Consider the following 26,681-nt stretch of genomic DNA (forward strand, 5'->3'; position numbering starts at 1 on the left):
GTAGGGGAGGGGAACCGAGAGAGCAGGACATTCCGAGAAGGCGCGGGCCACGCGGATGGGAAGGAAGTTAACCCCTGTGGCGAAAGTGGCGCGCGAAAGGTGCAAACCACGGGGGCGACCGCGTAAAGTAATAAAAATCGACTGCCCTTTTCAATGAGGAGACATAGCTCGTTGAGTAAGAACACTCAGCCGCCGCGCCGCAAGAACAACGCCGCGAAGCCAGGCCCGAAGAAGAACGGGTCCGGCTCCGGGCGCTCTGTCCGCAGCGGCAACTACGTCGCGCGGGCACGCAAGAAGAACCACTGGCGCGATAGCGAATTCCGCAAGAAAGTCCTGGTGGGCTTCACCGCGCTCATCGCGGTCGCCATCATCGTGCCCGTCGTGGCCTTCTTCACCGCCTACTCCGTGACCAAGGTCCCGGAGCCAGAGGAGCTGGTCAACAACCAGGTCTCCTACATCATGGCCTCCGATAACGAGACCGAGCTCGCGCGCATCATCCCGCCCGAGGGCAACCGCACCAACGTGGACGTCTCCGACATCCCGGAGCACGTCCGCGAGGCCGTCCTCGCCGCAGAGGACCGGGACTTCTACGACAATCCCGGCTTCTCCCTGACCGGCTTCGGCCGCGCCGCGCTCGGCCAGCTCACCGGCAACAGCAGCGCTGGCGGTGGCTCCACCATCACGCAGCAGTACGTGAAAAACGCCATGGTCGGCGACGAGCTCAGCATCTCCCGTAAGGCCAAGGAGCTGGTGATTTCCTCCAAGATGGCCCGCGAGTGGTCCAAGGACGAGATCCTCGGCGCTTACCTCAACACCATCTACTTCGGGCGCAACGCCTACGGCATCAACTCCGCCGCGCACGCCTACTTCAACAAGGACGTCAAGGACCTCACCGTCGAGGAAGGCGCGGTGCTCGCCGCGTCCATCCAGTCCCCGAGCGTGCTGGACCCGTGGACCAACCGCGAGCGCGCGGAATCCCGCTGGAACTACGTGCTCGACGGCATGCTCGGCATGGGCTCCATCACCCAGGAGCAGCGCGACACCGCGGAATACCCGAAGGCTCAGGACCCGGCCAAGGCAGGGCAGGTCTCCCAGGCCAAGGGCACCAACGGGCTCATCAAGCAGGCAGTCATCCGCGAGCTTGAGGAAGCCGGCATCAACGAAAACCAGGTCAACACCGGCGGCCTGAAGATCACGACCACGATCGACCCGAAGGTGCAGCAGTCGGTCGTCGACGAGGTCCACCAGCAGTTCGAGGGCGCGATGGAGGGCATCCGCGGCGCGGTCGTCTCCATCGACCCGAAGACCGGCGGGGTGCGCGGCTACTACGGCGGCGACGACCCGGTCGGCTGGGACTACGCCAATGCGCCGATGCAGACTGGCTCGACGTTCAAGATCTTCGGTCTCGCCGCCTACCTGGACCAGGGCGGATCGATCTACGACAACTTCGACTCCTCCCCGGTGACCACCGGCCAGACCGAGGTCACGAACGTCGGTGGCGAATCCTGCGGCAGCTGCTCCATCGCGCAGGCCCTGAAGATGTCCCTGAACACCTCCTTCATTCGCCTGACCCGCTCTCTCGACGGGGGCGCGCAGGCCGTGGCTGACATGGCCCACCGCCTGGGCGTGGCAGAGGAGCTGCCGGGCTTCGGCAAGACCCTGCAGGAAAACGGCGGCACGCCGTACGAGGGCATCGTCCTGGGCCAGTACCAGTCCCGCCCGCTGGACATGGCCGCTGGCCTGGCGACCCTCTCCAACGAGGGTGTCTTCCACCGCCCGCACTTCGTGGAGAAGGTGGAGAACTCCAATGGTGAGGTCCTGCTCGACAACACCGACCCGGAGGGCGACCAGGTGATCGACAAGGAGATTGCCAACGCCGTCATCGAGGCGATGGGCCCGATCGCGGCCTACTCCAACGGCAACGCCCTGGCCAACGGCCGCCCGTCCGCTGCGAAGACCGGTACCGCCCAGCTCGGTGACACCGGCCGAAACAAGGACGCCTGGATGATCGGCTCCACCCCGCAGCTGGCCACCGCCGTGTGGATCGGCAGCGTGGACAACCGCCCGCTGGTCGACCAGTGGGGCGGGACCATGTACGGCTCCGGCATGCCGTCCACCATCTGGAAGAACGTGATGGACCGCTCCCTGGTCGACGACCCGATCGAGAACTGGGGCTCCGGTGGCGAGGCTGCGGCCGGTGTTCCGGACAGCGGTAGCTACGTCGAGCCGGAGAACCCGCAGCCGGAGCCGGAGCAGGAACAGCCATCGCAGGAAGCCCCGGCCCCGCAGCCGGAGCCGGCCACGCCACCGCGCCAGGGTGGCGGGAACACTGGTGGCGGAGCCCCGCCGCCGCCGGACCTCGGCCAGATCATCGACGATCTCCTGGGCTAAATGGCCAACCGTGACCGCCACGCGGTGGCGCCCCGGTGGAACCCGCAGCTAGCGATCCTCGCGACTGCGGGTTTCTTCCTCATTCTCGGCTGGCTGCAGAAGGCCCCGTGCCTGCGCGGCAACGTCAATGCTGAGGGCCAGGCTCACCTGGACTGGTCGAGCCGCCCGCAGTACACCGCCGCCTGCTACTCGGACCAGATCCCGCTGTTCGGCGGCCGTGGCCTGGACACCCTGACCGTCCCGTATTTCCAGTCCATCACCACCGATGGGGTGGAGCGGTGGATGGAGTACCCGGTGCTCTCCGGGTTTTATCAATTCTTCGCCGCGGCACTCGCCCGTCCGGTCCACGCCGCGTGGGATTCCCTGGGCCTGCCGCCGGTTCCCGCCTCCGTGGTCTTCTTCGCCGTCTCCTCCATTGGTCTGGCCCTGTGCTGGCTGATCGGGGTGGCGCGGCTGACCCGCCTGGTGGGTGCGCGCACCTGGGACGCGATGCTCATGGCCGCCTCCCCGCTGGTCATCGTCCACGCGTTCACGAACTTCGACCTGCTCTCCATCGTCTTCGCGGTGGGCTGCCTGGCCGCGTGGGCGAATCACAAGCCCCTGCTCGCGGGCGTGCTCGGCGGGCTCGGGGTGGCCGCGAAGCTCTGGCCCGCGTTCATCCTGGGGGCGCTGCTGTTGCTGTGCCTGAAGACCCGCGCGTGGCGCGAGCTGGGCCGCATGCTGGGTGGCGCGATCGGCAGCTGGGCGCTGCTCAACGCCCCGGTGATGATCGCCGCGCCCCGCGGCTGGGGCGAGTTCTTCCGCCTGAACTCCGTGCGCGGCTACGAGGGCTCGACGATCTACGCGGTCATCGCCCACATCACCGGCAACCAGGCCTGGGACGGCGGCTCGCCTTCCAAGGCCATCGAGGGCGTGGAGACGCTCAACTACATCACCACCGGGCTGCTGCTCGTAGCGCTGGTCGCACTGGGCTGGTTCGTTGTCTTTTATTTGAGGACGACGCCCCGGGTCGCTCAGGTCGCCTTCCTTGCGGTGCTTGCCTTCCTGCTGACCAATAAGGTGTGGAGCCCGCAGTACTCCATCTGGCTGGTGCCGCTGATCGCCCTGGCGCTGCCCCGGTGGCGGCTGTACTTCATCTGGGCCACCATCGAGGCCGGCTACTGGTACCTGCGGATGTGGCAATTCCTCCCCGCCGAGGAGGCGGCGCCGAATTGGCTGGTCGACAGCGTGACGGTGCTGCGCCTGGGCCTGGTGGTCGCGATGGCGGTGATCGTCATCCGCGACATGCTGCAGACCGACGGGCGCCTGACCGCGCCGGGCAGGCAGGGCGACCTGGTGCGCGCCGCGCATTCGGGAGCAGACCCGCTCGCGGGTATCCTGGCGGCTAAGGAGCCGGGCGCGAGGCGGTTGACGTCGGAAAAAGAAAGCGGCGCAACCAGGGCGAAGAAGAAGCCCGCTGGGAAGAGCCGCAGCGAAACCGCGCCCGCAACGGACTAAGGGAGAGTTAGAGCGGCAATGTCGATGTCCTTGTACCTGGGGATGGGCAGCATCCTCATCGGATTCATCTTCTTCGGCACGGCGTTCTACAGCTTCCACGCGCAGAAGCCCAAAAACGTGATCATCCTGCTGTTTTCCATCGCGATCATTTTCATGACGATCATCCCGGTCACCCTGGCCGTGGGTTGGGCGTCGATCAATAAATAACCCGGCCTGAGACGGGCCGAGCGGGGGCGCGAGGGGAGCAACGGGGGTTGTGGCCGCGGATTTCCCATTTCCGCAGGCAGCGGGGTACACTGGCCAGGTTGCTGACGCAACGACCCTCCTGCCATGCCCAAATAAGCATGGCCGAAACACTAGACCACAGGAGGTGATGAGGTCCGTGCGTCAATACGAAGTCATGATCATCGTCGATCCTTCCCAGGATGAGCGCACCGTAGCCCCATCGTTGGACAAGTACCTGAACATTGTCCGCGAGGAAAAGGGCTCGGTCGACAAGGTTGATGTCTGGGGCAAGCGCCGCTTTGAGTACCCGATCCAGAAGAAGGAAGAGGGCGTCTACATCGTTCTCGACCTGACCTGCGAGTCGGACACTGTGCGCGAGCTCGACCGCGTGCTCAACCTCAACGACAACGTCCTGCGCACCAAGGTGCTCCGCAAGGACAAGTAAGAAATCAGCTTCACCCATGCAGCACGGGGCGTAGGCGATTAACCTGGCCTTAACTGCATAACCCCAGCTGAAAGGAACTATCAATGGCACCGGGAGATACCCCAATTACCCTGGTCGGCAACATTGTTGCTGATCCGGAGCTGCGTTACACCCAGTCGGGTGCCGCAGTCGCCAGCTTCCGAGTCGCATCCACCCCGCGGCGCTACGACGCGCAGGCAGGCCAGTGGGTCGACGGCGAGGCACTGTTCCTCACCTGCAACATCTGGCGCCAGGCTGCGGAGAACGTGGCCAACTCGCTGAACAAGGGCGACCGCGTGGTCGTCACTGGTCGGCTGCGCCAGCGGAGCTTCGAGACCCGCGAGGGTGAGAAGCGGACCGTCTTCGAGGTGGAGGCCGACGAGGTCGGTCCGTCCCTGAAGTACGCGACCGCGCAGGTACAGCGCAACCCCCGTGGTGGCGGGCAGTCCTTTGGTGGAAACCAGGGCGGCGGCTCCAACTTCGGTCAGGGTGGCCAGGGTGGCTTTGGTGGAAACCAGGGCGGCCAGGGCGGATTCAACCAGGGCTCCGGCTCTGGGCAGAGCATGGGTGGCCAGCAGAACCAGGGTGGCTTCGGCGGGCAGAACGCCTCCAATGCCGATGACCCGTGGAACTCTGCACCTCAAACTGATTTCGGTGTCGGCGACGAAGAGCCGCCATTCTGAACCAATTGATGAGCGCTGGTGACCGGCAGACCGGCCGCCAGAAGCAATAATCACTGTTCACGTCAACACTCCATGCACAACGAAAGGGTTGGATCATGAAGCTGATCCTCACCACCGCCGTTGACAAGCTCGGTGTCCCCGGCGACATCGTTGAAGTCAAGGCTGGTTACGGACGTAACTACCTGCTGCCACGCGGCTACGCCATCGTTGCGACCCGCGGCGCAGAGAAGCAGATCAAGGACATCCAGCGTGCCAAGGCTGATCGCGTTATCCGCGACCAGGAGCACGCAGAGGCGGTCAAGGCAGAGCTCGAGGCGCTGTCCGCTGTTCAGGTGCCGGTGCGCACCGCACAGGGCGGCAAGCTGTTCGGCTCCGTGACCACCGCAGACGTCGTCGCAGCTGTTGAGCGCGCAGGCGGTCCGAAGCTGGACAAGCACGCCATCAAGCTGCCAAAGAACAGCATCAAGAACACGGGCAAGTACGCCGTGGATGTGAAGCTGGTTTCCGGCATGACCGCGAACCTCGAGTTCGCAGTGGTCGACGCCGATAAGTAATCGCAGAAGCAGCCTGGCGTCCAGCGCCGAGGCGGGTGGCATGCGCCGCGCCGTCTGAGCGCTGTGCGCTTAAGCCCTCGCTGACCTTCGCCGGCCTAGACAACCGGTTTTACGGCGGGTCCGGCCCTCCATGCCTCTGGCTTAGACACCCAGGGGCCGGGTTGGAACCGCCCATGCACAATGGCGTTGGGACAGGCTCATTTTTCACCGCGTTTTGGCTGGTGTGCAGGCCGCCGCACAGGCGAGCGGCGCTGCTGCGATGAACGCCGGAACGCACACATAGACAACAGCAAGCACGAGGCCCCCGGCCGGGAATGATCCCGCCGGGGGCTTGGTGTATTCAAGGGCCTTGCGCGGTGTGGGCAAGGATGTGGATAACTGCCTGCGGGGCGTCCCAAAACTTGTAATTTCGGGGGGTCTAGCGGTGGGTGAAGGTTGTGGGGGACACGCCATATTGAGCTGCACTTATAGGCATTTTCGCGAGTTATCCACAGGGGGGTCTGCTTCTCGGCAGGTTTTTGGAAAAGCTCTCTACCTGCAGAAATAGGGCGCACAGAGGGTTATGGACAGGCTGATCCACAGTTCATCCACAAGCTGACCTGGGGCTTGTGGATTTGTCCACACATCATCCACACGCCATACACAGAGCTATCCACAATCGCCTGTGGATAACTCCTCCGAATGCGCGCTGGATCGGCCCCGAGTCAGTCATCTGAAGAACAAGAATTAGAACGCTCTGGGCCGCCGAATCGGGTTTGTCCGCAGCGCTGGCTAGGGTGATAACCGAGCCTGATTAAGCACGCGGAGGCACGATGGAGAGCAACATGGGTGGAATGTCTTTCGACGACGGCGCAGAACTCCTGCCGCCACCACCGGAGGAGGACCACGCCCCGCACCCGGATAGCGGTGGGGGTGCGTGGAGCTCTGCCGCGCCCGCCCGCAATAACTTCGGATCCGGCCAGCGCCGATCCGGGCGTTCGGGTGGACGTCGTGAAGAATTCCAGGATCTGGGCCGCGAGATGCCACAGAACGTCGCGGCGGAGCAGGGCGTGCTCGGCGGCATGCTGATGAACAAGGACGCCATCAGCGAGGTCGTCGAGGTCCTCGTCATGGACGACTTCTACCGTCCCGCCCACCAGACGATCTTCGACGTCATCGTCCGCCTCTACGGGGAGGGCAAGGAGGTCGATCCGGTCATCGTCGCCGGGCGCCTGGACCGGGATGGCAAGCTCGAGCAGATCGGCGGAGCGCCGTACCTGCAGTCCATCATGTCCAAGACCCCGACCAGTGCGAACGTGGGCTACTACGCCAACCTGGTCAAGGAGAAGGCCACGCTGCGCCGGCTCGTGACCGCGGGCACCCGCATTGTGCAGCTGGGCTACTCCGGCATCGAAGGTGCCGAGGTGGAGTCCGTGGTGGACAACGCCCAGCAGGAGATGTTCGCGCTGACGAACTCCGCGACCAGCGAGGACTACGAGGTCTTCGAGCGCCTGCTGGACCCCACCCTGGACGAGATCGACGAGCTCGAGTCCCAGGGCGGCACCGCCAAGGGCATCGCCACCGGATTCCAGGATCTGGACGACCTCACCAATGGGCTGCACGGCGGGCAGATGATCATCGTCGCGGCTCGCCCTGGTGTCGGTAAGTCCACCCTGGCGCTGGACTTCATGCGCTCGGCCTCCATCCGCCAGAACAAGGCCTCCGTGCTCTTCAGCCTGGAGATGAGTAAGTCCGAGGTCATGATGCGCATCCTCTCCGCCGAGGCGGAGGTACACCTCTCCGCGATGCGTGGCGGCAAGATGGAGGAGGACGACTGGGAGCGGCTGACTCGCCGCATCGGGGAGATCGATAAGTCCCCGATCTTCATCGATGATTCCCCGAATCTCACGATGATGGAGATCCGCGCGAAGGCGCGCCGCCTGAAGCAGCAGCACGATATCGCGCTGATCGTGGTGGACTACCTGCAGCTCATGAGCTCGGGCAAGAAGGTCGAGTCCCGTCAGCAGGAGGTCTCCGAGTTCTCCCGCCAGCTGAAGCTGCTGGCCAAGGAGGTGGACGTCCCGGTCGTGGCGATCTCCCAGCTGAACCGTGGCGTGGAGAGTCGCGGCGACGACGCCCTGCCGCGCATTTCGGACCTGCGTGAGTCCGGCTCGCTGGAGCAGGACGCGGATATGGTCATGCTGATAAACCGCCCGGATAGCGCGAACCGCGATCACGAGCGCGCCGGCGAGGCGGACATCATCCTCGCGAAGCACCGTGGCGGCCCGATCGGCACCGTGGTGGTGGCCCACCAGCTGCAGTACTCGAAGTTCTCCGAGTACCGCGCGGGCTAGTTCTTCTTAGTTCTTAGTGCTGCGCCTTGCCGCGCCCGCGCTTGGTGGCCAGAGCCGCGGCGATGCGCTCCTCCTGGTCCGCGACCTGCGGCTCGATGTGGGCGAGCACGTCCCGGAAGGCGGCGAGCTGCTCTGCGCTCAGCCCGTCGAACATCATGTGGCGCACGGCTTCGACGTGCCCCGGTGCGGCGGCGGTGATGGCCTCCAGCCCCTGCTCCTCGAGGATCACGAAGGCGCCGCGGCCGTCGTTATCGCAGGATTCGCGGCGGACGAGCCCGCGCTTGGCCATGCGGGTGATCTGGTGGGACAGGCGCGAGCGCTCCCACTTGATGGCCTCGGCGAGCGCCACGACGCGCTGCCGGTGATCCGGCGATTCCGACAGGTAGACCAACACCTCGTAGTCGGCCAGCGAAATGGTGCTGTCGAGCTGTAGCTCCCGGCTGAGCGCGTTGGTGATGCGGGCGCCCAGGTCTAGCCATTGGCGCCAGACCTGCTGTTCCTCGTCGGTTAGCCAGCGCACGTCCTGCGCCGGGTGCTGGCCTGCCTGCTGGGTCTCGGGCTGTGCCGTACCGTCCTTCGCATTGTGCTTCGCTCCCGGGGCTGCCTGTGTTGTGGCGTCGTCCTGGGGCGTCAGCTGTGAATCATTCCTGCTCATGGTGCATTCATTTAAACATATTTCTAAGTAGTTGACACGTCACCAACATCGGCCTATGGTTGAGATCAACGCCAGGCCGGAGCCTGACGTCCCGAAAGAAAAATCACCACGGCGGAACAACGCAGCCGCCGCAAGGAAAGGCAGCACACCGTGACCAAGTCCGTGAACGACTACGCAGGTACCTACACCATCGACCCGACTCACACCGAGATCGGCTTCACCGCTCGCCACGCGATGGTGACCAAGGTCCGCGGCAACTTCGGTGAGTTCAGCGGCTCCGCCAGCACCAAGGAGAACCTCGAGGACGCAGCGATCAACGTCGAGATCGACGTCGCCTCCATCGACACCGGCAACGCCGACCGCGACGGCCACCTGCGCACCTCCGACTTCTTCGAGGTGGATAAGTTCCCGAAGATCACCTTCACCTCCACCGCGGTCGAGGCCAACGGCGAGGACGGCCTGAAGGTCACCGGCGACCTGACCATCAAGGACGTCACCAAGTCCGTCACCATCGACTTCGACTTCAACGGCGAGGTCACCGACCCGTGGGGCATGTCCCGCATCGGCTTCGAGGGTGCGACCACCATCAACCGCAAGGACTTCGGCCTGACCTGGCAGACCGCCCTCGACGGCGGCGGTGTCCTGGTCTCCGAGAAGATCACCCTGAACTTCGACGTCTCCGCGGTCAAGGAGGCCTAAGCGCCCAGGCGGTGGTAGCCACCACCTCCTTGCCTGAAACTCGCCCCGCCAGCCTGTGCCCTCGAGTGGCACAGCGGTTCACTGAAGCCCAGTGAGCTGTACAGCTGGCCGTGGGCGAGTTTTCGCGTTTCTGGGATGGCGGTACGCTGAACAGCGTGATTGGCGCTCTGCTCGTGTTCACCGGCGGCCTGCTCGGCACCCTGGCCCGCTGGGTGCTCACCGATGCGCTCAGCGGCGGGGCCGGCCTGGCCGGGCAGTGGGGGCTGCTGTCCGCGAATGTGCTCGGCGCGGGGCTGCTGGGCTTTGTGGGCAGCTTCTTCCGGGACGACAATGCGGCAGCGGGGTTTGGCTCCTCCGTGCGGCGCGACTGGTTCCTCGCGGGTCGGGAGAAGCTCCTGCTCGGCACCGGTTTTTGCGGGGCGTTCACCAGTTACTCTGCTCTTGCCGGTGCGGTCGCTTTTATTAACGACGACGCCGGCGCCATTGCCGTTCTCGGCTACTTCGCGGCCACGATCGTGCTGGGCGTGTGCGCGGCTACGGCCGGCATTGCTGCCGGCCGCGCCGCCAGCCAGCGCGGGGGTGTGACTTCCCAGTCCGCCGAGCAGGGCGCGGGCAAGCAGCCCGGCGGGCAGCCGGACCAGAGCGCCCTCGGGGGTGATGCGTGATGGCGGGTTATGGCGCAGGCGCGGTGCTCCTCATGGCCATCGCTGGCGGGCTGGGCGCGCTCGCCCGCTGGGGTGCGGATAGTTGGCTGAAACGCCACGTGCCCCCGTTGGCGAGCCTGGCGGTGATTAATACCGTCGGCAGCCTCCTGCTGGGCCTGCTCATGGGCGCGGCCACCGGTGCGGGGGAGGGGCCGGATGCGCTCGGCGAGCTCTCGCTGGGGCCGGTCTCGGTGAGCGGGGCCGCGGCCGTGCTCGTGATGGGGACCGGATTCCTGGGCGGCTTCACCACCTTCTCCACCGTGGCGGTCGGCCTGGTCACGGACCTCCTCGCACCGCCTGAGGCCGCCGAGCCTGCTGCGTCACCGCGCTCCACGCTCCACCGCTACGCTGTGGTTTGCCGCTACGCGGTGGCCGCCCTGGTGGCCGTGGGCATGCTCGGGGTGGCCTGCGCGGCGTGGGGGCTGGGTTTCGCCCTGACGTCGTCATAACAAGAAGACACCGCGCCCCGGGGTGGAAACGGGGAAGGGGAAGGGTGGCCCGCGGGCGTGTCTGCCCGGGGGCGTAGGGTTATGAGGCATGGATCACAGCGACGCGAACACTGCAGGTACGGGGGAGCGGCCGGTGGCGATCTCCATCTCGGGGGTGGCCGTGACCCGCAATGGTAAGGACCTCATCTCCGGGATTGACCTTAAGGTTCCCGCGGGCACGCACTGGTCGATCCTCGGGCCCAACGGTGCGGGGAAGACGACCATGCTCAAGCTGATGGGGGCGCAGTCCTTCCCCACCACCGGGACCGTCGAGATCCTCGGCGAGCAGATGGGGAAGGTCAACACCCTGGAGCTGCGCAAACGCATCGGGCACGTGGACCCGCGGAAGAACCTGGGGGACATCACGGCCTATGAGGCGGTGCTCTCCGGGGCGTCCGGGTCGAATGGCTACGTGCAGCGCTTCGACTACACCGAGGAGATGAAGCAGCGCACCAGCGAGTTGTTGGATCTGGTGGGAATGGGCAACCGCACCGATCGGCGCTGGCCGCAGATGAGCCAGGGGGAGCGGGCGCGCACGCTGATCGCCCGGGCCCTGGTGACGCAGCCGGAGCTGCTGCTTCTGGACGAGCCCTCGACAGGGCTGGACCTGCCGGGGCGGGAGACGCTGCTGCACGTCGTGGACCGGCTGCGCGAGGCCCGGCCGGAGGTGGCGACGGTGCTGATCACGCACCACGTGGAGGAGATCGCGGCGTCCACGACGGACGTGCTGCTGATGAAGGACGGGCGCATCCTGTCCAGCGGCCCGGTGGACGAGGCGCTGACCGCTGAGAAGCTCGGGGAGCTCTACGACATGGACGTCGAGCTGCACCGGGTGGGCGGCCGCTGGTTCGCCTTCCAAGGGTGAGCCGCGCCTACTTCTTGGCGGTGACCCAGATCTTGATCTCCGCGTAGGTGGACTCCACGCCGGCGGAATCTTCGAAGTGGATCTTCACCGGGACTTCCTGGCCGCCGGTTTCGCGGGTAATGGTGGAGAAGTCCGGCAGCTCGGCGGTCGCGGTGGCGGTCAGCCGGCCGGTGGTCTTCTTCAGGTACTTCGCTTCCATGCCCATCGGCAGCCAGCGGTGGGTGTTCGGCACGGAGGCCTCGGCGAGCATGCCCATCGCGACCTCAGCGAGGTTGCAGGCGGCAATGGCGTGGAAGGTGCCGATGTGGTTCTGGACCAGCCACCACTTCGGCGCGGTGACCTGGCAGTAGCCCGGGCGCAGGTCCTTGACGAACGGCAGCACGGTGAGGAAGTACGGGGCCTTGAAGGCCGCGAATACGGAGAACAGGCGGTTGCCGGCCGGCTTCTTGGCCAGCTTCTTCCAGGCCTTATAGGTGGCAGACGGGGCTGCTTCAGCGAAAGATGCGTTCGGAATGCTCATAAAAAACAAAGTAACTCATGTTTCGTGCGCCGACCCTGGAATAAAGCAAACTGCACCCAACGTTGCACGGGGCAGAAAGAAACGATAAAAATTCGCCGCGCCGGGCGGGCACCCCGGGCGGACACAACGTAAGCAGCGAAAGGGATAACACATGGCTACGAAGGAAATCACTGGCGAGAACTTCCAGGAGACCGTCGGCAAGGAGGGCATCGTCCTGCTGGACTTCTGGGCAGAGTGGTGCGGCCCATGCAAGCGCTTCGGGCCGATTTTCGAGGCCACCTCCGAGGAGCACCCGGAGGTCACCTTCGGCAAGGTGGACACCGAGGCTAACCAGGAGCTCGCGGCAGCCCTGCAGATCCAGTCCATCCCGACGATCATGATGTTCCGCGACGGCGTCCTGCTGGCTCGCGAGGCCGGCATGCTGCCGAAGGAGGCCCTCAACGACCTCATCTCCCAGGCTGAGAAGCTGGACATGGACGAGGTTCGCAAGCAGGTCGAGGAGCAGATGAAGCAGGCTGAGGCTCAGCAGGAGGGCTAAGCCCCCGCCTTTCCGCACTGAGGGCCCGCGCTACCACGCGGGTCTTTTCTTGGCCGCTGCGCGGTCATGGTGAGCCATTCGTGTCTACTCTGGGGCGCACGACCTACTAGAGGAGCGATACTTATGGCTAACCCATTTTCCAAGGGCTGGAAGTACCTGATGGCGTCCTTCGACACGAAGATCGAGGAGAACGCCGACCCCAAGGTGCAGATCCGTCAGGCCGAGGAGGCCGCCCGCCAGCAGCACGCGAAGATCACCGAGCACGCAGCCAGCGTCATCGGTAACCGTAACCAGCTGGAGATGAAGCTCAACCGCCTCCAGAAGGACGCGACCGAGCTGCAGGAAAAGACCCGCGTCGCACTCCAGCAGGCCGACCAAGCCCAGTCGGAGGGCGACGCCAACCGCGCCACGGAGCTGAACCAGACCGCGGAGCTCTTCGCCTCCAACCTGGTCACCGTCGAGCAGCAGCTGGAAGAGACCAAGGAGCTGCACGCGGCGGCGTCCCGAAGCGCGGAGGAAGCACAGCGTCAGCAGCAGGAGTCCGAAACCCGCCTGCAGGACCAGCTGAACCAGATTAATCAGCTGCGCGCGCAGGCCGATCAGGCGAAGATGCAGGAGACCGCGAATAAGTCGATGGCCTCCATGAACGACGCCGCCCTCGCCCCGGATGAGGCCGTCCCGACCCTGGACAAGGTCAGGGATAAGATCGAATCCCGTTACGCGAATGCGTTGGGTGCCCAGGAGCTCGTCGAGGGCTCGGTTCAGGACCGCATGACCGAGATCGCGGAAGCTGGCCGCGACGTCAAGGCCAGCTCCCGACTCGCGGAGATTCGCGCTGACATGGAGAAAAATAAAGAACTCGAACAATAGGAGAAAGCCATTAGCACCGGCGCCGAAAACAGCGGCTCGCACACCGCCGACACACCCGCACCCAACGCGAAGCTCCTGATCGGCGTGCTCGTCGCCGCAGCCTTCGTGGTCATCCTCAACGAGACCACTCTCTCGGTCGCGTTGCCGGTGCTGATGGGCTACTTCGAGATCACTGCGGATGTCGCGCAGTGGCTGGTCACCAGCTTCATGCTGACGATGGCCGTGGTGATCCCGATGACCGGCTACATCATGCAGCGTTTTAGTCTGCGGCAGGTTTACGCCGCAGCGATGCTGCTCTTCCTCGCGGGCACGGTGCTCGCGGTTGTGGCGCCGGTCTTCCCGGTGCTGCTGGTCGCCCGCATTATTCAGGCTTCCGGCACCGCGCTGGTGATTCCGCTGCTCATGACGACGATCATGCGGCTGGTTCCACTGGAGCGCCGCGGCGGGGTCTTCGGCCTGGTCTCTGTGGTCATCGCGGTGGCCCCGGCGCTGGGCCCGACATTTTCTGGTTTGGTGCTGCACTCTTTGGGCTGGCGCTGGATCTTCATCCTGATGCTGCCGCTGGTGGTGCTCGCCCTGGTGGTGGGCCTGCTGCTGGTCCGGAACTTCGAGGAGCCGACCCGCCCGTACCTGGACGTGCCTTCGGTGTTCCTTTCCGCGGCAGGTTTCGCCGCCACGCTTTACGGCATGGCTGGGCTGTCCGACCTGGCTCACGGGATTCCGGTGGGCCGGGTTGGGGTGATGCTCGGTGGCATTGTGATTCTCGCCGTCTTTTTCGCGCGTCAGCGGTCGCTGGCCCGCGAGGCCCGCGCCGGGAAGGCGGCTGCTGCAGAGGAGCAGGGTGCGCAGGGGAGCGCGGTTGCCGCGAACGCGGGGGACGGCGAGCCTGCGGGCAAGCGGGTGCGCGAACCGTTGTTGGATCTGGCCCCGCTGGGGGAGCGGAACTACCGGCTCTCCTTGGCTCTGATGCTGCTCACGTTCAGCATGCTCTTCGGTTTCATCATCCTGATGCCGATGTTTGCCCAGCAGGTGATGGGGCTCTCGGAGAGTCAGTCGGGCCTGGCGATCCTGCCCGGTGGTTTGGCGATGGGCGTGATGGGGCCGTTCGTGGGCCGGGTCTACGACGCCCGGGGTACGCGCGTGTTGACCATCCCGGGATCCATCCTGATGAGCGCCGCGATGCTGGGCCTGGTGGTGCTGGGCCGGGACTCCTCTTTCTGGGCGCTGACGGGGGTCGCGGTGGTGCTGCACATCGGTATCGCGCTGCTGATGACCCCGCTGATGAGTAACGCGCTGGCCGCGGTGCCGGACGCCCTGGCCTCCCATGGGCAGGCGATCCTCAATACTTTCCAGCAGGTGGCTGCTGCCGGTGGCACCGCGATCTTTATCGCGATCATGACTTTCGGCACCCAGCGCGCGTTGAATAGCGCCCCGGGTGACGCGGTGAGTGGCCTGGCCTCGGGCCTGAACCTAGCCTTCCTGGTGGGTGCGGTCTTCTCGGTGGTGATTGTGCTGTTCACCGTGTTCGTTCCTCTGGATGCGAAGACGCCGATGAAGGCGAAGAAGTCGCAGAACGAGAAGTAGGTGGGAGCCAGGTAGGGGGCACGTAGCTCACGCGGCGAAGGGGGCTGCCGGTCCGCGCAGGGTACGCGGGTGGGTCCTGCCGGGATCAAGCAGGACAAACGGGCGTACGAGGCCGGGCCTACCGAACCACGCAGCCCAAGCCGCGCCGCGGCCTGGGGGCAAAGCAAAAGCCGGGTGCTGTGCGGAGAGTTCCGCGCCGAGCACCCGGCTTGAGCTTTTTGGCTAGCTGTTGTGGCTTAGTCCTTGTGCTGCTGAGCAGCCGCGGCGGCCGCCTTGGCCTCCATGTTGGCCTTGTGGTTGCCCAAGGCCTTGGTACCACCAGCGGCCTTGGACCGGTCGATGCCGAACTTACGGCCCCAGTAGAACAGGCCGGTTGCGATGGCGAAGATGAACAGCGCCGTCATGACGCCCAAGACTGGGAGTGGTCCGACCGCAATGATGAACGGGATGGATACGGCAGTGATGATGCCGCCACCGAAGAAGGGTTCGAAGACCAGCTGCTTATAGCCGAAGGACTCGAAAGCGGGGGACTCCGCCTGCGGGTCGACGATGCGCATGAGGATCAGGCCGGTTGCGGTGACACCCATGGACTGGCCGAAGTCGCCGACACCACGCTCGAGCCAGTACTCCGGGATGGAGCGCGGCGCCAGCCATAGCAGCAGGAAGACGTTCAACAGGATGCCGCCGGCACACAGGATCAGGAATGCCCAGAAGTTATTGGCGATGGCCTGCAGGGAGATCGTCGCCAGGGCAGCGGTGATCAGCAGGTCCAGAGCCAGGCCCTGGATGCGCAGCATCATGTTCTGGTCGATGAGGTGCTCGTAGCCCAGGAAGTTCAGGCCGAGCTGGACGAAGATGCCGCCGATCATGGCCATCGGGAACAGCGGGACGTAGCTCAGCAGCTCGATCTTGTCGATCCACAGCATCTGCTCGATCCACTGCAGGCCCTTCAGCAGGATCACACCCACGCCGATTGCCACAGCAAGGAAGGCGACGTGGAGGGAGAGTGGCTCGACGGAGGACGGACGCGTCGTCATCTTCGCGGCCATGTACTGCTCGTCGCGACGGAACAGACCGCGCTGGTCCTCGATGGAACGGTCCTTGACCTCGGTGATGACCTCGGTGCGACCGGTGCGGATGGCCCAGTTAATGACGGCCACGCCGATCACGATGCCGGAGAGCAGACCAACGGTGGCTACGGCGACGGCGAGGTCGTAGCCCTCAGCCCAGTCGATGTCCTCGAAGACGGACTGCATACCGGCAGCGGTGCCGTGACCACCCTCGAAGCCGATCTCGATGAGCGCACCGGCGGCCTCATTAATGCCGAACAGCGGGGCGAGCAGGAAGGTCACCAGCGCGATACCCACGACGTACTGGCCGGAGGCGAAGGCCACACCCACGGAGAGCTGCGGGCCGGCGAGTTCCACAACCTCCTTCGGCTTCGGCAGCTTCTGGCCGAGGAAGAGGGTACCGAAGACCACGGAAATCAGCAGGCCAGGGAGGGTCTTCCATACGGCGAGGGTCTCCTCGCCGAAGATGCCGCCTTCGGCGAAGCGGTCCGTGCCCAGCGCCGAGGCGATGGAGCCGAAGACCTCAGGGCCGAGGAAGAGAGCCAGGAAGCCCGCGAGGATGGAGGCAGGGAGGAACAGCTTTTGGGTCCAGCCCCACTTGATTCGCATGGTCTTGCCCAGCAAGACCATCACGCCTAGCAGCACGAGCGCTAGGCCGACTTGATTGGGTGTCAATGTTCCTCCTTGGATCTGTTTCCGGTGCGGGGATCTCCCGAGCGAAAAGTGCGAGCCCCGACGAATCATGTCGAACGGGGCGGGGGTGTGGCGTGCATCACGCCGTTTCTGGGAAGAATACGATGTTTCTGGGTATTCCACCAGTTTTCTCTGAATGCCAGCTTGCTAAAAAGCGTGAAAGCGTGCGCTGTCTCACATTATGGTGTAACGCGCGTTATGCGAAATCGGCGGGGTTCTGGGTGCGCGGTTCTGCGGTGGGGTGGGCGGAAAAAGAAAAGAAGCCTTGGGGATCCCCGCTAGCGCGGGGAAGTGGCGCATTCGCCAATGCCCCAAGGCTCATCCCCGCCGGAGCTAGTGCTGCGGGGAGCGTGCTCAAGAGTACGCCTCAGGAAGGTTATGGGCGTAACTTTAAAAAGTAACTGGGGCATTGGGGATTGTTCGAAAGGGGTTCGAGAAGCTTGCTTTCGATCTGTGAAGTAGCTATGGTTATGTTCACCACCGGAAGTAGTGAGGATTGTATGACTTTCCCCGGACATGGCGTTGGGAGCTCGAACACTCGTGAATCGAACGCTTCCAATACGCGCGATGCTTTTATTAGCAAGCTTGATGCGTGGTTGCGTGGAGTGAGTCCTCAGCTCGCGGCACTGTGGGCGAAGTCTGGGGAAGAGGGGGAGTATCTCAATCTGCCGCAACACCTGGCGGATGTGGCCGCGACCGCCGGGGAGGTTTTCGATATCTGGGTCGCGGATGCGACAAAGAATGACCTAAGTGGCGAGTTGGGTATTGACGTGGGGGAGTTGCGCCGCCTCGTGACATGGCTGGCTGGCGGGCATGACGTAGGAAAGGCCACTACGTATTTCCAGGGGCTGCTGGATAAAAAGCCGGGATATGACTACCTGCTTAACGCAGTCTCGGACGCCGGACTACCGCTCGATACTGGGTATCGAGAGACCGATTTACGGGCGGTGCCGCACAGTGTGGCCTCCGCCGCGATGCTGGGGGAGTGGCTTGAGTCGGAGACCTCGGCGTCCAGCACTATGCGTAGACGCTTGCGCTCCATCGTTGGTGCTCACCATGGAATTCCGGCAGAGGAGCACCTCCGTCGGGATGTCGAGGACGCCCTGAAGGACTATCCGCAGTCCTGGCGGGAGATCCACAAGGAACTCCTGGACGGGCTCGCTGAGTTAACGGAGATTAAACCGGTTCTGAGCAAGATGTCCACACCTCGAGCTCCGGAGCTGCAGCTGCTCACCGGCATCGTCGTCTTCGCGGACTGGATTGCCTCCAACGTCGACGCCTTCCCACTTGCCCTCCAGCCCATGCGAGAGCGCCTGGAGAACGGTATGACGAAAACCGACATCACCCCGCCGTGGGACCCAACCGAGCCGGCTGCGAATATCGATGAGTTCTTCCGGCGGTCCTTCTCGTGGCCAGAAGAATTCTGCGCCCGCAGCGTGCAACGCACCATGGTCGAGGCTGTACGCGCTACCGAGGGGCCAGCGCTGTACATCCTGGAAGCGGAAACCGGGGTGGGTAAAACCGAAGCCGCACTCGCCGCGGCCCATCAACTCGGGGCCGAGGGAGGCGTCCAGGGCGTCTACTTCGCCGCGCCGACGATGGCGACCGCCAACGGGCTGCTCGATCGCACCATTAACTGGGCGCAGGGGACGACCGGCGACACGGTGGCGTCCTTGTACCTGGCGCACTCGAAGAACCAGCTCGCGGAACCTTACCGGGCGTTGAAGTACAAAGGAATCGCGGAAGATGAGGCAGGCGGCGCTGCCGGAAAAGTCGTCGCCAGCCAGTGGACGAGCGGAAGACGGCGCGGACTGCTCTCCAATATCGTCGTCGGCACCGTGGACCAGGTCCTTATGCTGGCGCTGGTGCAGCGGTACTCCATGCTCCGACACCTCGCGCTAGCGGGGAAGGTCATTATCTTCGACGAGGTTCACTCTTACGACGCCTATACCTCCGACTATCTCAAGACCACCCTCGCGTGGCTCGCCTACTACGGGGCGAGCGTGATCGTCATGACCGCGACGCTGCCCACCCGTCAGCGCGAGGAGCTCGCGGAGGCGTATAGCGGCGAGCCGCTGAGGGTTGAGTCCTCCGCATATCCGCGGATCACGGTGGTCACGGAGGAGAAGGACGAGGTCTGGGAACCGGAACCGTCGCCGAGGAACCTCGACGCGAGCCTGCAGGTCATCGGGGACGGGCTCACCGAGCTGCAGGCGCTGCTTGATCAGCTACTCGCTGAGGGTGGTTGTGCGCTGGTTATTTGCAACACGATCGCGCGTGCACAGCAGGCATACCAGGAGCTCGCCGAGGCCTATCCGGATGAGGTCGAGCTGCACCACGCGGGCTTCATGGCCTGGGAGCGCTCGCAACGCGAGGACCGTTTGCGCGAGGAGCTTGGGCCTGCGGCGCGCCGGGGGGCCGGGAGGCCTGCGCGGAAGATCGTGGTCGCAACCCAAGTCGCGGAGCAGTCCTTGGACATCGATGCCGACGTTCTGATCACCGACCTGGCTCCCATGGACCTGGTGATTCAGCGTATCGGGCGCATTCACCGCCACCATCGGCCAACGTCGGACAGGCCGACGGCGCTGCGGAAGCCGCAGGTATTTATTCGCGGTGTTGTGGACCGCGACGGCGTGCCGGAGCTCGATAAGGGAGCCCAGGCGATTTACGACCCCAAAATCCTCCTCGCCACCCTGCTGCACCTGCCGGAAAGATTCCGACGGCCGGACGACACCGCCCCCTTGGTGGAGGCGGTGTACGGGGCTACTCACGCGGTTCCGGAGGGGTGGGCTGAGCTCTGGGCAGAGACAGAACGTGAGAGCCGGAGCCGAGCGGAACGGGCGCACGCGCGGTCTGCAAGATACCGGGTTCCATCGGCCTTCGATGCGGAGGAGTTCGAATCGCTCTTCTGTGGCCTTATTGCTGCGGCGCAGTCACTGGGAGATGAGGAACGGGGTGCGGCACAGGTCCGTGACAGCGAGCCGACCGTCGAGGTCATTCCAGTGGTGAGTACTGACTATGGCTACCGACCCCTGACCGCGCGGAGCGCTGAGCACTCCGTGGAGATTCTGAGCGGAGTTACGCCTGAATTTCAGCAGGCCTGGGATCTGGCCATGAGCACGGTTCGGCTGCCGACCCGGATGACGAACTGGAAGGAGGACTTCGAGGCGGTCGTCACTCGGCTGGAGGAAGAAACACCACCGGAGTGGCAGGAGCACTTCCTCCTCAAGGGGCAGTTGGCTCTTCGTCTTGATGAGAAGGGAGAAGCCGAGATCGGGAGGTTCCTGGTGCGATACAGCTCGGAGTTGGGCCTTGAGGTCGTGCCTAAGTCAAGGAGGTGACCGAGGATCACGGGGAGAGCAGTGTGGCTGTTCGAACACCACAACGGAGCGACCGAACCGTGTCTGCACCGCAACGTAGGTTATTAGCTAGATCGGAAAAATGATTAATGAACAGGATTAACAGGCAGGGAGTGGGACAGTGAGCGGGAAAGGAGAAAACGGTGGGAAGTAACGAGACCTTTAACCTCGTGCATGAACCGTGGATCAAGTGCCGGACCGCAGAAGGAAACCAGCTGCTGAGCATCCGCCAGGTGTTCGACGGTAGCGCGAAACCACTAGCCGTCGTCGGGGATTCCCCCACGCAGGATTACGCGGTGCTGCGGGTATTACTCGCCATTTTTTGGCGAGCGCACTACCACGATTTTGTGCGGCGTTACCCGAGCCCACGGTCGCGCAAGAAATTTGAGTGGGAAACATGGTTCCTCGATACGAGGGAAACACTGCGGGAGACGGGGAAGGACGAGGTCGTTCTCGGGTATCTGGCTAACATCGAGGACCGCTTCGACCTGCTGGACCCGGCGGTGCCCTTCATGCAGGTAGCTGACCTTCATACGGCGAAAAACACCAGCAACGAGATCCGCCGGATCTTGCCGGATTCGGAGGATAGCTACTTCACCATGCGCACCGGGCCAGGCCGGACGTCGATCAACTATGACGAAGCGGCACGCTGGCTCATCCATGCCCAGGCCTACGACTACTCGGGTATTAAATCCGGGGCCGTGGGGGATCCACGGATCAAGGGAGGCAGGGGCTACCCCATCGGGCAGGGCTGGTCCGGTTTAACCGGAGGCACCGTTATCCGAGGGGCCAACCTACTCGAGACCCTCGTGCTGAACACCACGGGGTCGTGCGTGTCCACTGCCGCCGAGACGGATAAGCCAGTCTGGGAGCGCGAGCCCGATACCGCCGCGCCTCAGGACCTGGAAGCCACCCAACCGAAAGGGCCAGCAGACTTGGCGACGTGGCAGTCCCGCAGAATCCGGCTCTTCACCGAAGATGGTGTGGTCACCCGGGTGCTGGTGAGTAATGGCGACCGCATCCCGAATGCTGGGCTGAACGTCTTCGGGGACCCGATGACCCCTTATAGGTTCAGTAAGAACAAGTCCAAGAAGGGCCTTGAGGCTTACTACCCGCGGCCCTACGACGAACAGCGCACTACCTGGCGCTCGCTGGATGCCCTTGTTGCGGTGGACGGAGACCCAGGCTTCTCAAGCCGGGAGCTGCCGCCGAAAAGGCCGGAGAATGTCGATAACGTCGCGAGAATCCTCGAGGATCGGGAGGTCCTCGACCTGCAGATTGTGTCCATGGCCTATGGCCCGCAGAGCTCCACTTACGGCACAATCGTGAGCTCCTCCATCGGGCTTCCAGTGCATCTGCTCCGGAACTCTGAGTGGAGCCGCGCGGTTCGTAATGATGTCCGTAACAGCGCGGAGGCCACGGGACGGGCGGCGACCGCGGTGGGCGCCTTTGCTGGCCAGCTCTACGTGGCTGCCGGCGGAGAATACGAATTCGGTGTCGATGCCGCCGACCGCCTCTATGCCCAGCTGGAGCCCCGTTTCCACAACTGGCTGCGGGGACTGGATCCGAAGAATATGGCACAGGAAGTGAGTTCCTGGCAGCACACCGTACGTGAGGCAGCGCTGGGCATCGCCCAGGATCTGCTGAATGGGGCGGGGCAAAAGGCGCTGATTGGCAGGCTCCTGGACGAGGACTCTGGCGGCCGCGTCATCAATGCAGGCACAGCATTCCAGCAACTCAAACGAAAACTCAATAAGGAACTCCCCCTTACTGCCCCACAGAAAACGATGAGCGAAGAAGGAGAAGGCAATGGCGAGCGATCTTAAAACAACCGCTCCGTCACCCGGTGTGGCTGCGGACGTGGCGGGCACTGGAACGGCGGAGGCGACCACTCCCGCGGAGCAGCGTCCGAACCTAAAATTTGCGGTCGGGCGCACGGCAGAGGTCCTGCAGCGCGACTACCTCGCGGGTGGGAACACTGCGGCAGCAAACGCGCGCGGGACGCTGGCCGAGCTCCGTAAGGCGGGAGCCCTCAAGCTGGAGAACCACCCCCTCGCGCTGGAATCCGTACTCATGGCACTGGTCGTGCCCCTGAGTGAAAGGGAGCAGGGGAAGTCGGACCACGCATCCCCGTCTGAGCGCGCGGCGTTCTATGCACTCACTCTTTTCGGCCAGCACATGCAGAGTTCCCAGCAGCAGGTGCATAACTCGGAGCAGTCTTTCGCCGCGGCCTGCGGTCGGCTGCACGCCACGGTGGAATCGAAGTCGATCAAACCGAGGTTTGACGCGATGCAGTCCGCGTTTAACGAAGACACGCGCATGATCCACCTGCGCAATCTCATTGCGCTGCTGCGAGACAAGAAGATTGGCTTTGACTACGGGCAGCTTGCGCAGGACCTGCGAAGCCTGCAGAACCCCCGCCGGCGTAACGGCGTGCTCCTGCGATGGGGTCGAGATTTCGCCAACGGAACATTCCGTGGCCGAGCCACCACCGAAGAGTCCTAAACAACCACCACGACGACACCGTCGACCACTAATCCGGAAGGAAACACCATGTCCAAGATCGTTGATATCTATGCCCTCCAGTCCCTGCCACCATCCCTGATCAACCGTGACGATACGGGCGCGCCGAAGAACGCCGTCTTCGGTGGCGTGCCGCGCCAGCGCGTCTCCTCCCAGTCCTGGAAGCGTGCGATTCGCCGCTACTTCTTCGAGAACTTCGACGCCGCCAACATCGGCGACCGTTCCAAGCGACTCCCGGAGAAGATTGCACGTCAGCTCGAAGAGCAGGGCATGGAGCAGGGCACCGCGATCGAGCGAACCGAACAGCTTTTCAAGGCAGCTGGCATTAAGACGGCCGTCGAGAAGAAGCCTAAGGATAAGGACGAGACCGACGCAGAGGTTGCCTACCCACAGACCGGCTACCTGTTGTTCCTCAGCGCTCACCAGATCGACAACGCGGTGAAGGCGATCCAGGAACGCGACGGTAAGAACTTCACCAAGCGCGAGGCGCAGGCGATCCTCGACCAGGAGCACTCGGTGGATATCGCCATGTTCGGCCGCATGGTTGCCGACGATGCTGCATACAACGTCGACGCCGCTGTGCAGGTCGCCCACGCACTCGGGATTCACGACTCCGCCCCGGAGTTCGACTACTTCACCGCCGTCGATGACCTCGCCGAGGAGGGTGAAGAGACCGGTGCTGGCATGATCGGCACGGTACAGATGATGTCCTCGACGCTGTACCGCTACGCCACCGTCAACCTGGAGGGTCTGGCCGAGAACCTGGACTCCGAGGACGCAGCGAAGCAGGCTGCCGTGGAGTTCGTTGAGGCCTTCATCGCGTCGATGCCGACCGGAAAGATCAACACCTTCGCTAACCAGACCCTGCCGGAGCTCGTCTACGTCGCGGTTCGCGATACCCGCCCGGTCTCCCTGGTGAACGCCTTCGAGGCTCCTGTCGAAGCAACCGAGGACAAGGGCCGCCGCGAGGTCGGTGCCGAGGTACTGGCTCAGGAGGCGCGGGACGTGGAGAACGTCTATGGATTCAAGCCGCAGGCCTCCTTCGTCATGGGCCTGGGGCAGCTGGCGGAGCCGTTTACCGATATCGCGACCCAGGTGACTCTTCCGGAGCTGAAGGAGCAGCTGGCCGGCGCCATCGATCAGCTCATGGGTGATGAGTAATGGTGCATTCCCTCTTACTACTACTCAAAGGTCCCATGCAGTCCTGGGGCGACGAGTCCCGCTTCAGTGTTCGGGCGACGGCCACCACGCCAACCAAGTCCGGCATCGTGGGGCTGATCGCGGCTGCGCAGGGGCGGCGCCGTACTGACGGCGTGGAGGACCTGGCCAAGTTGCGGATTGCAGTGCGTGTTGATCAGTCGGGGAGCCTGCTGCGGGACTACCAGACGGCGCAGCCCTGGCTGAAGAACCCGGGAGCAAACGCCAGCCTCGTGACCAGGTACTTCCTCTCAGATGCGGCGTTCGTCGCGGCGGTGGAATCGGAAGATCGGGAGCTGCTGGACCAGATGGCGGAGGCCCTGCGCAGACCCGCTTACCCGCTGTACATGGGTCGCCGGTCTTGCCCAGTGCACCCTGGCCTTGTGATCGGTGTGGTGGATGGCGACGCGGAGTCTGCCCTGCGCGCGCACGACACGTGGCACGCCACCGCGGTGCACCGCAAGGAGTCGCCGAAGAAGGTGTCTTTGGCGATTTACCGAGATGCCAACCCCGGTGAGGGTGGCTCGGTTCCCCGCCAGGACGTGCCGGTGTCCTTCAGCCCGGAGCACCGAAAGTACGGGTGGCGGGAAGTGATCCGTGCCGAGGACGTGGAGATTGACAATCCGGATGGTGACGAGAAGTCCGCGACGGGTGACGTGTTTTTTGAAACGGTGATGCGAGCATGACGACATTCACGAAAATTCGGCTCAATCCTCACCGGAGGGAAGGGCGAAAGCTACTGAGTGACCCGCAGCGCATGCACGCCGCGGTGCGTGCCGCATTCCCTCCCGAGCTGGACGAATCGGACGCCAGAGTGCTGTGGCGCGTGGATCCAGGTGAGCACGGGCACGTGCTTTATTTGGTGGGTCCAGAGAAACCGACGGGCGCGGTTCTGGTGGAACAGGCCGGGTGGGATACGCTTCCTGCGCAGACGGCAGACTACTCCCGGTTCCTGGACAAGCTCACTCGTGGGCAGCGATGGCGTTTCGAGCTGGTGGCCAACCCGACGTATTCCGAGTTCCGGAAGGGAGAGCGGGGCAAGGTGAAGGCCCACGTTTCTGTGCGGCATCAGATTGGCTGGCTTTACCGCAAGGCTGATGCGGCTGGCTTTGCGTTGGCACCCCGGGTTGATGACGAGGTCAGCGACGAGGAACGTTCGCGGTGGTCTGAGTTCGACACCCCGCAGGTCACGGAGCGCTGGACTGATGTGTTTCACCGCAGGAAGGCTGGTGGCGGGCGCAGCCGACCAGTACGGATTGCGAAGGCTCGGTTCACCGGCACCTTGGAGGTGACAGACCCGGAGCTATTGAGGCGGGCCTTGGAGCAGGGTATCGGTCGTGCGCGTGGCTATGGCTGTGGGCTACTGACCTTGGCGCCGGTGAGTTAGCCGTGCGCACCCCGCAGCAGGTTCCGATTGAGCGCCAATCGCTGTCGCAGATGGGGGATCGGATTTCTTTCCTCTATGTGGAGCGGGCGGTGGTCAGTCGGGACGGGAACGCGCTGACGGTGACGGATCAGCGGGGAGTTGCACATGTGCCTGCAACACAGCTCGCTGCCTTGCTGTTAGGTACGGGGACTCGGATCACGAATGCTGCGATAGCTCTGCTGGGAGATTCTGGGGTTTCCACGGTCTGGGTTGGTGAGCGTGGTGTGCGTTATTACGCCCATGGTCGTCCACCTGCTAAGTCTTCTCGAATGGCTGAGCTGCAGGCCAGGGTTGTGACGCATCAGCGTAAACGTTTGGACTGCGCTCGACGGATGTATGGGCTTCGTTTTCCCGGTGAGGACGTGTCGGGGCTGACGATGGCGCAGTTGCGGGGCCGGGAGGGCTCCCGCATGAAACGGCTGTATGCGGAGGAGGCGAGACGGACGGGTGTGGCGTGGGATCGGAGGCGCTACGACCCGAATAATTACGACTCCTCAGACCCGATTAATCAGGCGTTGACGACGGGCAGTGCGGCGCTTTACGGCATCGCCCATGCTGTGATCGTCGGGCTTGGCTTCGTGCCTGCTTTGGGAGTGATTCATACGGGAACTGACCGGTCATTTGTTTACGATGTCGCGGACCTTTATAAGGCGGAGGTATCCATTCCGGCAGCGTTCAACGCCGTTGCGTCCGGCACTGAAAATGTGGGGCCGATGGTGCGTCGCTTGGTTCGGGACGCCGTTGTGGAGAAGCGGTTGATGCCACGGATGGTGCGGGATTTGAAGTTCGTGATGAACGTCCCGGATGACGAGCCGCTGAGCGACATTGAGCTCATGTTGTGGAGCGAGCTGGAGCTGACGTCCGCGGGCATTAATTGGGGGAAGGAAGGAGCGGAGCAGTGATGGTGCTGATCGTCACTGCCTGTCCAGCGGGACTGCGAGGGGACCTAACGAAGTGGTTAATGGAACTCGCACCGGGGACGTTTGTTGGTAGGCCTTCGGCGCGGATTCGTGAGCTTCTATGGGATCGAACGGTGGAGTTGTGCAAGGACGGCCGTGCGCTGCTGGTCTACAGCAGCAATAACGAGCAAGGTATGGAGTTCCGCACGCATCGGCATGACTGGGAGCCCACCGATTTTGACGGTCTTAAGCTCATGATGCGCAAAAGCGATAGTGAGAAAACACGACGCAGAACGGGCTGGAGCAAGGCCCGCCAGTTGAGGCGTAAGTACGAGGGCCGGTAGGTCGGGGCGGGATGGCTTCGTACAGTTGAAGCTAGAATGACGCTGAGGCTCGAATATCCGCTGGTCGTCCAGTGTGCTCCCCGCGCTAGCGGGGATGAGCC

The 26,681-nt window shown here is 63.9% G+C and carries 25 protein-coding genes; 22 read left to right on the forward strand and 3 right to left on the reverse strand.

All coding sequences use genetic code 11. From position 1 onward, the window contains the following. Positions 1-153 precede the first annotated feature (153 nt). The 7 genes from HMPREF3097_RS07220 to dnaB all read left to right on the forward strand — a co-directional run bounded on the left by HMPREF3097_RS07220 (position 154) and on the right by dnaB (position 8,146). Positions 154-2,391: a transglycosylase domain-containing protein gene (locus HMPREF3097_RS07220; protein ID WP_070761716.1), complete on the forward strand. Its 2,238-nt coding sequence runs from the start codon at positions 154-156 to the stop codon at positions 2,389-2,391. Then, on the forward strand, positions 2,392-3,888 hold the full coding sequence (locus HMPREF3097_RS07225; RefSeq protein WP_070761717.1) for a glycosyltransferase family 87 protein: 1,497 nt from the start codon (positions 2,392-2,394) through the stop codon (positions 3,886-3,888). Between the two features lie 18 nt (positions 3,889-3,906). Next, on the forward strand, positions 3,907-4,095 hold the full coding sequence (locus HMPREF3097_RS07230) for a hypothetical protein (RefSeq protein WP_070761718.1): 189 nt from the start codon (positions 3,907-3,909) through the stop codon (positions 4,093-4,095). A 175-nt stretch (positions 4,096-4,270) separates the two neighbouring features. Continuing rightward, a complete protein-coding gene (gene rpsF, locus HMPREF3097_RS07235) occupies positions 4,271-4,558 on the forward strand; it encodes a 30S ribosomal protein S6 (protein ID WP_012361211.1) in 288 nt (95 codons plus the stop codon). 83 nt (positions 4,559-4,641) lie between these two features. After that, positions 4,642-5,259, forward strand: coding sequence for a single-stranded DNA-binding protein (locus tag HMPREF3097_RS07240; RefSeq protein ID WP_012361210.1), 618 nt, complete (start codon positions 4,642-4,644; stop codon positions 5,257-5,259). Positions 5,260-5,354: 95 nt separating this feature from the next. After that, positions 5,355-5,813, forward strand: coding sequence for a 50S ribosomal protein L9 (gene rplI / locus HMPREF3097_RS07245; RefSeq protein ID WP_070761719.1), 459 nt, complete (start codon positions 5,355-5,357; stop codon positions 5,811-5,813). Positions 5,814-6,625: 812 nt separating this feature from the next. Continuing rightward, entirely contained in the window at positions 6,626-8,146 is a 1,521-nt protein-coding gene (gene dnaB, locus HMPREF3097_RS07250; RefSeq protein WP_070761720.1) for a replicative DNA helicase, read from the forward strand. A 13-nt stretch (positions 8,147-8,159) separates the two neighbouring features. Here dnaB and HMPREF3097_RS07255 read toward each other — a convergent pair whose 3' ends face one another. Then, positions 8,160-8,801 (reverse strand): MarR family winged helix-turn-helix transcriptional regulator, encoded by a 642-nt coding sequence (locus HMPREF3097_RS07255; protein WP_070761721.1) that lies wholly within the window; start codon positions 8,799-8,801, stop codon positions 8,160-8,162. 150 nt (positions 8,802-8,951) lie between these two features. Between HMPREF3097_RS07255 and HMPREF3097_RS07260 the strand changes: the two genes are divergently transcribed. The 4 genes from HMPREF3097_RS07260 (at position 8,952) to HMPREF3097_RS07275 (ending at position 11,557) form a co-directional block, all read left to right on the forward strand. Beyond that, positions 8,952-9,500: a YceI family protein gene (locus tag HMPREF3097_RS07260; RefSeq protein ID WP_070761722.1), complete on the forward strand. Its 549-nt coding sequence runs from the start codon at positions 8,952-8,954 to the stop codon at positions 9,498-9,500. A 110-nt stretch (positions 9,501-9,610) separates the two neighbouring features. Beyond that, positions 9,611-10,165, forward strand: coding sequence for a fluoride efflux transporter FluC (locus HMPREF3097_RS07265; RefSeq protein WP_083317980.1), 555 nt, complete (start codon positions 9,611-9,613; stop codon positions 10,163-10,165). Beyond that, on the forward strand, positions 10,165-10,653 hold the full coding sequence (locus HMPREF3097_RS07270; RefSeq protein ID WP_070761723.1) for a CrcB family protein: 489 nt from the start codon (positions 10,165-10,167) through the stop codon (positions 10,651-10,653). The genes HMPREF3097_RS07265 and HMPREF3097_RS07270 overlap by 1 nt, the downstream gene beginning before the upstream one ends. An 88-nt stretch (positions 10,654-10,741) precedes the next feature. Beyond that, the gene (locus tag HMPREF3097_RS07275; protein WP_070761724.1) at positions 10,742-11,557 is read left to right on the forward strand and encodes an ABC transporter ATP-binding protein; all 816 of its coding nucleotides are present in this window, start codon (positions 10,742-10,744) and stop codon (positions 11,555-11,557) included. Positions 11,558-11,564: 7 nt separating this feature from the next. Here the strand turns inward: HMPREF3097_RS07275 and HMPREF3097_RS07280 are convergent, their stop codons facing one another. Beyond that, positions 11,565-12,077, reverse strand: coding sequence for a hotdog fold domain-containing protein (locus HMPREF3097_RS07280; RefSeq protein ID WP_070761725.1), 513 nt, complete (start codon positions 12,075-12,077; stop codon positions 11,565-11,567). 151 nt (positions 12,078-12,228) lie between these two features. Here HMPREF3097_RS07280 and trxA point away from each other — a divergent pair, with 151 nt between their 5' ends. The 3 genes from trxA to HMPREF3097_RS07295 all read left to right on the forward strand — a co-directional run bounded on the left by trxA (position 12,229) and on the right by HMPREF3097_RS07295 (position 15,069). Continuing rightward, complete coding sequence (gene trxA, locus HMPREF3097_RS07285; RefSeq protein ID WP_070757873.1) at positions 12,229-12,615, forward strand: thioredoxin; 387 nt, start codon at positions 12,229-12,231, stop codon at positions 12,613-12,615. 123 nt (positions 12,616-12,738) lie between these two features. Next, positions 12,739-13,485 carry a PspA/IM30 family protein gene (locus HMPREF3097_RS07290; RefSeq protein ID WP_070761726.1) on the forward strand — a complete coding sequence of 249 codons (747 nt, stop codon included), beginning with the start codon at positions 12,739-12,741 and terminating at the stop codon, positions 13,483-13,485. Between the two features lie 84 nt (positions 13,486-13,569). Next, positions 13,570-15,069: an MFS transporter gene (locus HMPREF3097_RS07295; RefSeq protein WP_070761727.1), complete on the forward strand. Its 1,500-nt coding sequence runs from the start codon at positions 13,570-13,572 to the stop codon at positions 15,067-15,069. Between the two features lie 236 nt (positions 15,070-15,305). Here HMPREF3097_RS07295 and HMPREF3097_RS07300 read toward each other — a convergent pair whose 3' ends face one another. After that, positions 15,306-16,883: a sodium/glutamate symporter gene (locus HMPREF3097_RS07300; RefSeq protein ID WP_070761728.1), complete on the reverse strand. Its 1,578-nt coding sequence runs from the start codon at positions 16,881-16,883 to the stop codon at positions 15,306-15,308. Between the two features lie 449 nt (positions 16,884-17,332). Between HMPREF3097_RS07300 and HMPREF3097_RS07305 the strand changes: the two genes are divergently transcribed. The 8 genes from HMPREF3097_RS07305 to cas2e all read left to right on the forward strand — a co-directional run bounded on the left by HMPREF3097_RS07305 (position 17,333) and on the right by cas2e (position 26,580). Continuing rightward, positions 17,333-20,173, forward strand: coding sequence for a CRISPR-associated helicase/endonuclease Cas3 (locus tag HMPREF3097_RS07305; RefSeq protein ID WP_070761740.1), 2,841 nt, complete (start codon positions 17,333-17,335; stop codon positions 20,171-20,173). Positions 20,174-20,334: 161 nt separating this feature from the next. Continuing rightward, positions 20,335-22,017, forward strand: a complete 1,683-nt coding sequence (gene casA, locus HMPREF3097_RS07310) for a type I-E CRISPR-associated protein Cse1/CasA (protein WP_070761729.1) — start codon at positions 20,335-20,337, stop codon at positions 22,015-22,017. Further along, positions 22,001-22,696, forward strand: a complete 696-nt coding sequence (gene casB, locus HMPREF3097_RS07315; protein ID WP_070761730.1) for a type I-E CRISPR-associated protein Cse2/CasB — start codon at positions 22,001-22,003, stop codon at positions 22,694-22,696. Before casA ends, casB begins: the two co-directional genes overlap by 17 nt. A 48-nt stretch (positions 22,697-22,744) precedes the next feature. After that, a complete protein-coding gene (gene cas7e, locus HMPREF3097_RS07320; protein ID WP_070761731.1) occupies positions 22,745-23,875 on the forward strand; it encodes a type I-E CRISPR-associated protein Cas7/Cse4/CasC in 1,131 nt (376 codons plus the stop codon). Continuing rightward, the gene (gene cas5e, locus HMPREF3097_RS07325) at positions 23,875-24,597 is read left to right on the forward strand and encodes a type I-E CRISPR-associated protein Cas5/CasD (protein WP_015382090.1); all 723 of its coding nucleotides are present in this window, start codon (positions 23,875-23,877) and stop codon (positions 24,595-24,597) included. The genes cas7e and cas5e overlap by 1 nt, the downstream gene beginning before the upstream one ends. After that, on the forward strand, positions 24,594-25,298 hold the full coding sequence (gene cas6e, locus HMPREF3097_RS07330) for a type I-E CRISPR-associated protein Cas6/Cse3/CasE (RefSeq protein WP_070761732.1): 705 nt from the start codon (positions 24,594-24,596) through the stop codon (positions 25,296-25,298). The genes cas5e and cas6e overlap by 4 nt, the downstream gene beginning before the upstream one ends. Positions 25,299-25,300: 2 nt before the next feature. Then, positions 25,301-26,239, forward strand: coding sequence for a type I-E CRISPR-associated endonuclease Cas1e (gene cas1e, locus HMPREF3097_RS07335; protein WP_070761733.1), 939 nt, complete (start codon positions 25,301-25,303; stop codon positions 26,237-26,239). Next, positions 26,236-26,580, forward strand: coding sequence for a type I-E CRISPR-associated endoribonuclease Cas2e (gene cas2e / locus HMPREF3097_RS07340; protein WP_070761734.1), 345 nt, complete (start codon positions 26,236-26,238; stop codon positions 26,578-26,580). Before cas1e ends, cas2e begins: the two co-directional genes overlap by 4 nt. Positions 26,581-26,681: the final 101 nt, after the last annotated feature.

This window comes from Corynebacterium sp. HMSC27B11 (assembly GCF_001815985.1).
Taxonomy (GTDB): domain Bacteria; phylum Actinomycetota; class Actinomycetes; order Mycobacteriales; family Mycobacteriaceae; genus Corynebacterium.

Coding starts and splice junctions, on each gene's coding strand:
- HMPREF3097_RS07290 (WP_070761726.1), top strand. CDS start 12,739: ATGGCTAACCCATTTTCCAAGGGCTGGAAGTACCTGATGGCGTCCTTC.
- cas6e (WP_070761732.1), top strand. CDS start 24,594: ATGACGACATTCACGAAAATTCGGCTCAATCCTCACCGGAGGGAAGGG.
- trxA (WP_070757873.1), top strand. CDS start 12,229: ATGGCTACGAAGGAAATCACTGGCGAGAACTTCCAGGAGACCGTCGGC.
- cas7e (WP_070761731.1), top strand. CDS start 22,745: ATGTCCAAGATCGTTGATATCTATGCCCTCCAGTCCCTGCCACCATCC.
- cas5e (WP_015382090.1), top strand. CDS start 23,875: ATGGTGCATTCCCTCTTACTACTACTCAAAGGTCCCATGCAGTCCTGG.
- HMPREF3097_RS07280 (WP_070761725.1), bottom strand. CDS start 12,077: ATGAGCATTCCGAACGCATCTTTCGCTGAAGCAGCCCCGTCTGCCACC.
- HMPREF3097_RS07275 (WP_070761724.1), top strand. CDS start 10,742: ATGGATCACAGCGACGCGAACACTGCAGGTACGGGGGAGCGGCCGGTG.
- HMPREF3097_RS07225 (WP_070761717.1), top strand. CDS start 2,392: ATGGCCAACCGTGACCGCCACGCGGTGGCGCCCCGGTGGAACCCGCAG.
- casB (WP_070761730.1), top strand. CDS start 22,001: ATGGCGAGCGATCTTAAAACAACCGCTCCGTCACCCGGTGTGGCTGCG.
- rplI (WP_070761719.1), top strand. CDS start 5,355: ATGAAGCTGATCCTCACCACCGCCGTTGACAAGCTCGGTGTCCCCGGC.
- HMPREF3097_RS07300 (WP_070761728.1), bottom strand. CDS start 16,883: ATGATTCGTCGGGGCTCGCACTTTTCGCTCGGGAGATCCCCGCACCGG.
- HMPREF3097_RS07240 (WP_012361210.1), top strand. CDS start 4,642: ATGGCACCGGGAGATACCCCAATTACCCTGGTCGGCAACATTGTTGCT.
- dnaB (WP_070761720.1), top strand. CDS start 6,626: ATGGAGAGCAACATGGGTGGAATGTCTTTCGACGACGGCGCAGAACTC.
- HMPREF3097_RS07305 (WP_070761740.1), top strand. CDS start 17,333: ATGACTTTCCCCGGACATGGCGTTGGGAGCTCGAACACTCGTGAATCG.
- HMPREF3097_RS07255 (WP_070761721.1), bottom strand. CDS start 8,801: ATGAGCAGGAATGATTCACAGCTGACGCCCCAGGACGACGCCACAACA.
- HMPREF3097_RS07270 (WP_070761723.1), top strand. CDS start 10,165: ATGGCGGGTTATGGCGCAGGCGCGGTGCTCCTCATGGCCATCGCTGGC.
- HMPREF3097_RS07230 (WP_070761718.1), top strand. CDS start 3,907: ATGTCGATGTCCTTGTACCTGGGGATGGGCAGCATCCTCATCGGATTC.
- HMPREF3097_RS07220 (WP_070761716.1), top strand. CDS start 154: ATGAGGAGACATAGCTCGTTGAGTAAGAACACTCAGCCGCCGCGCCGC.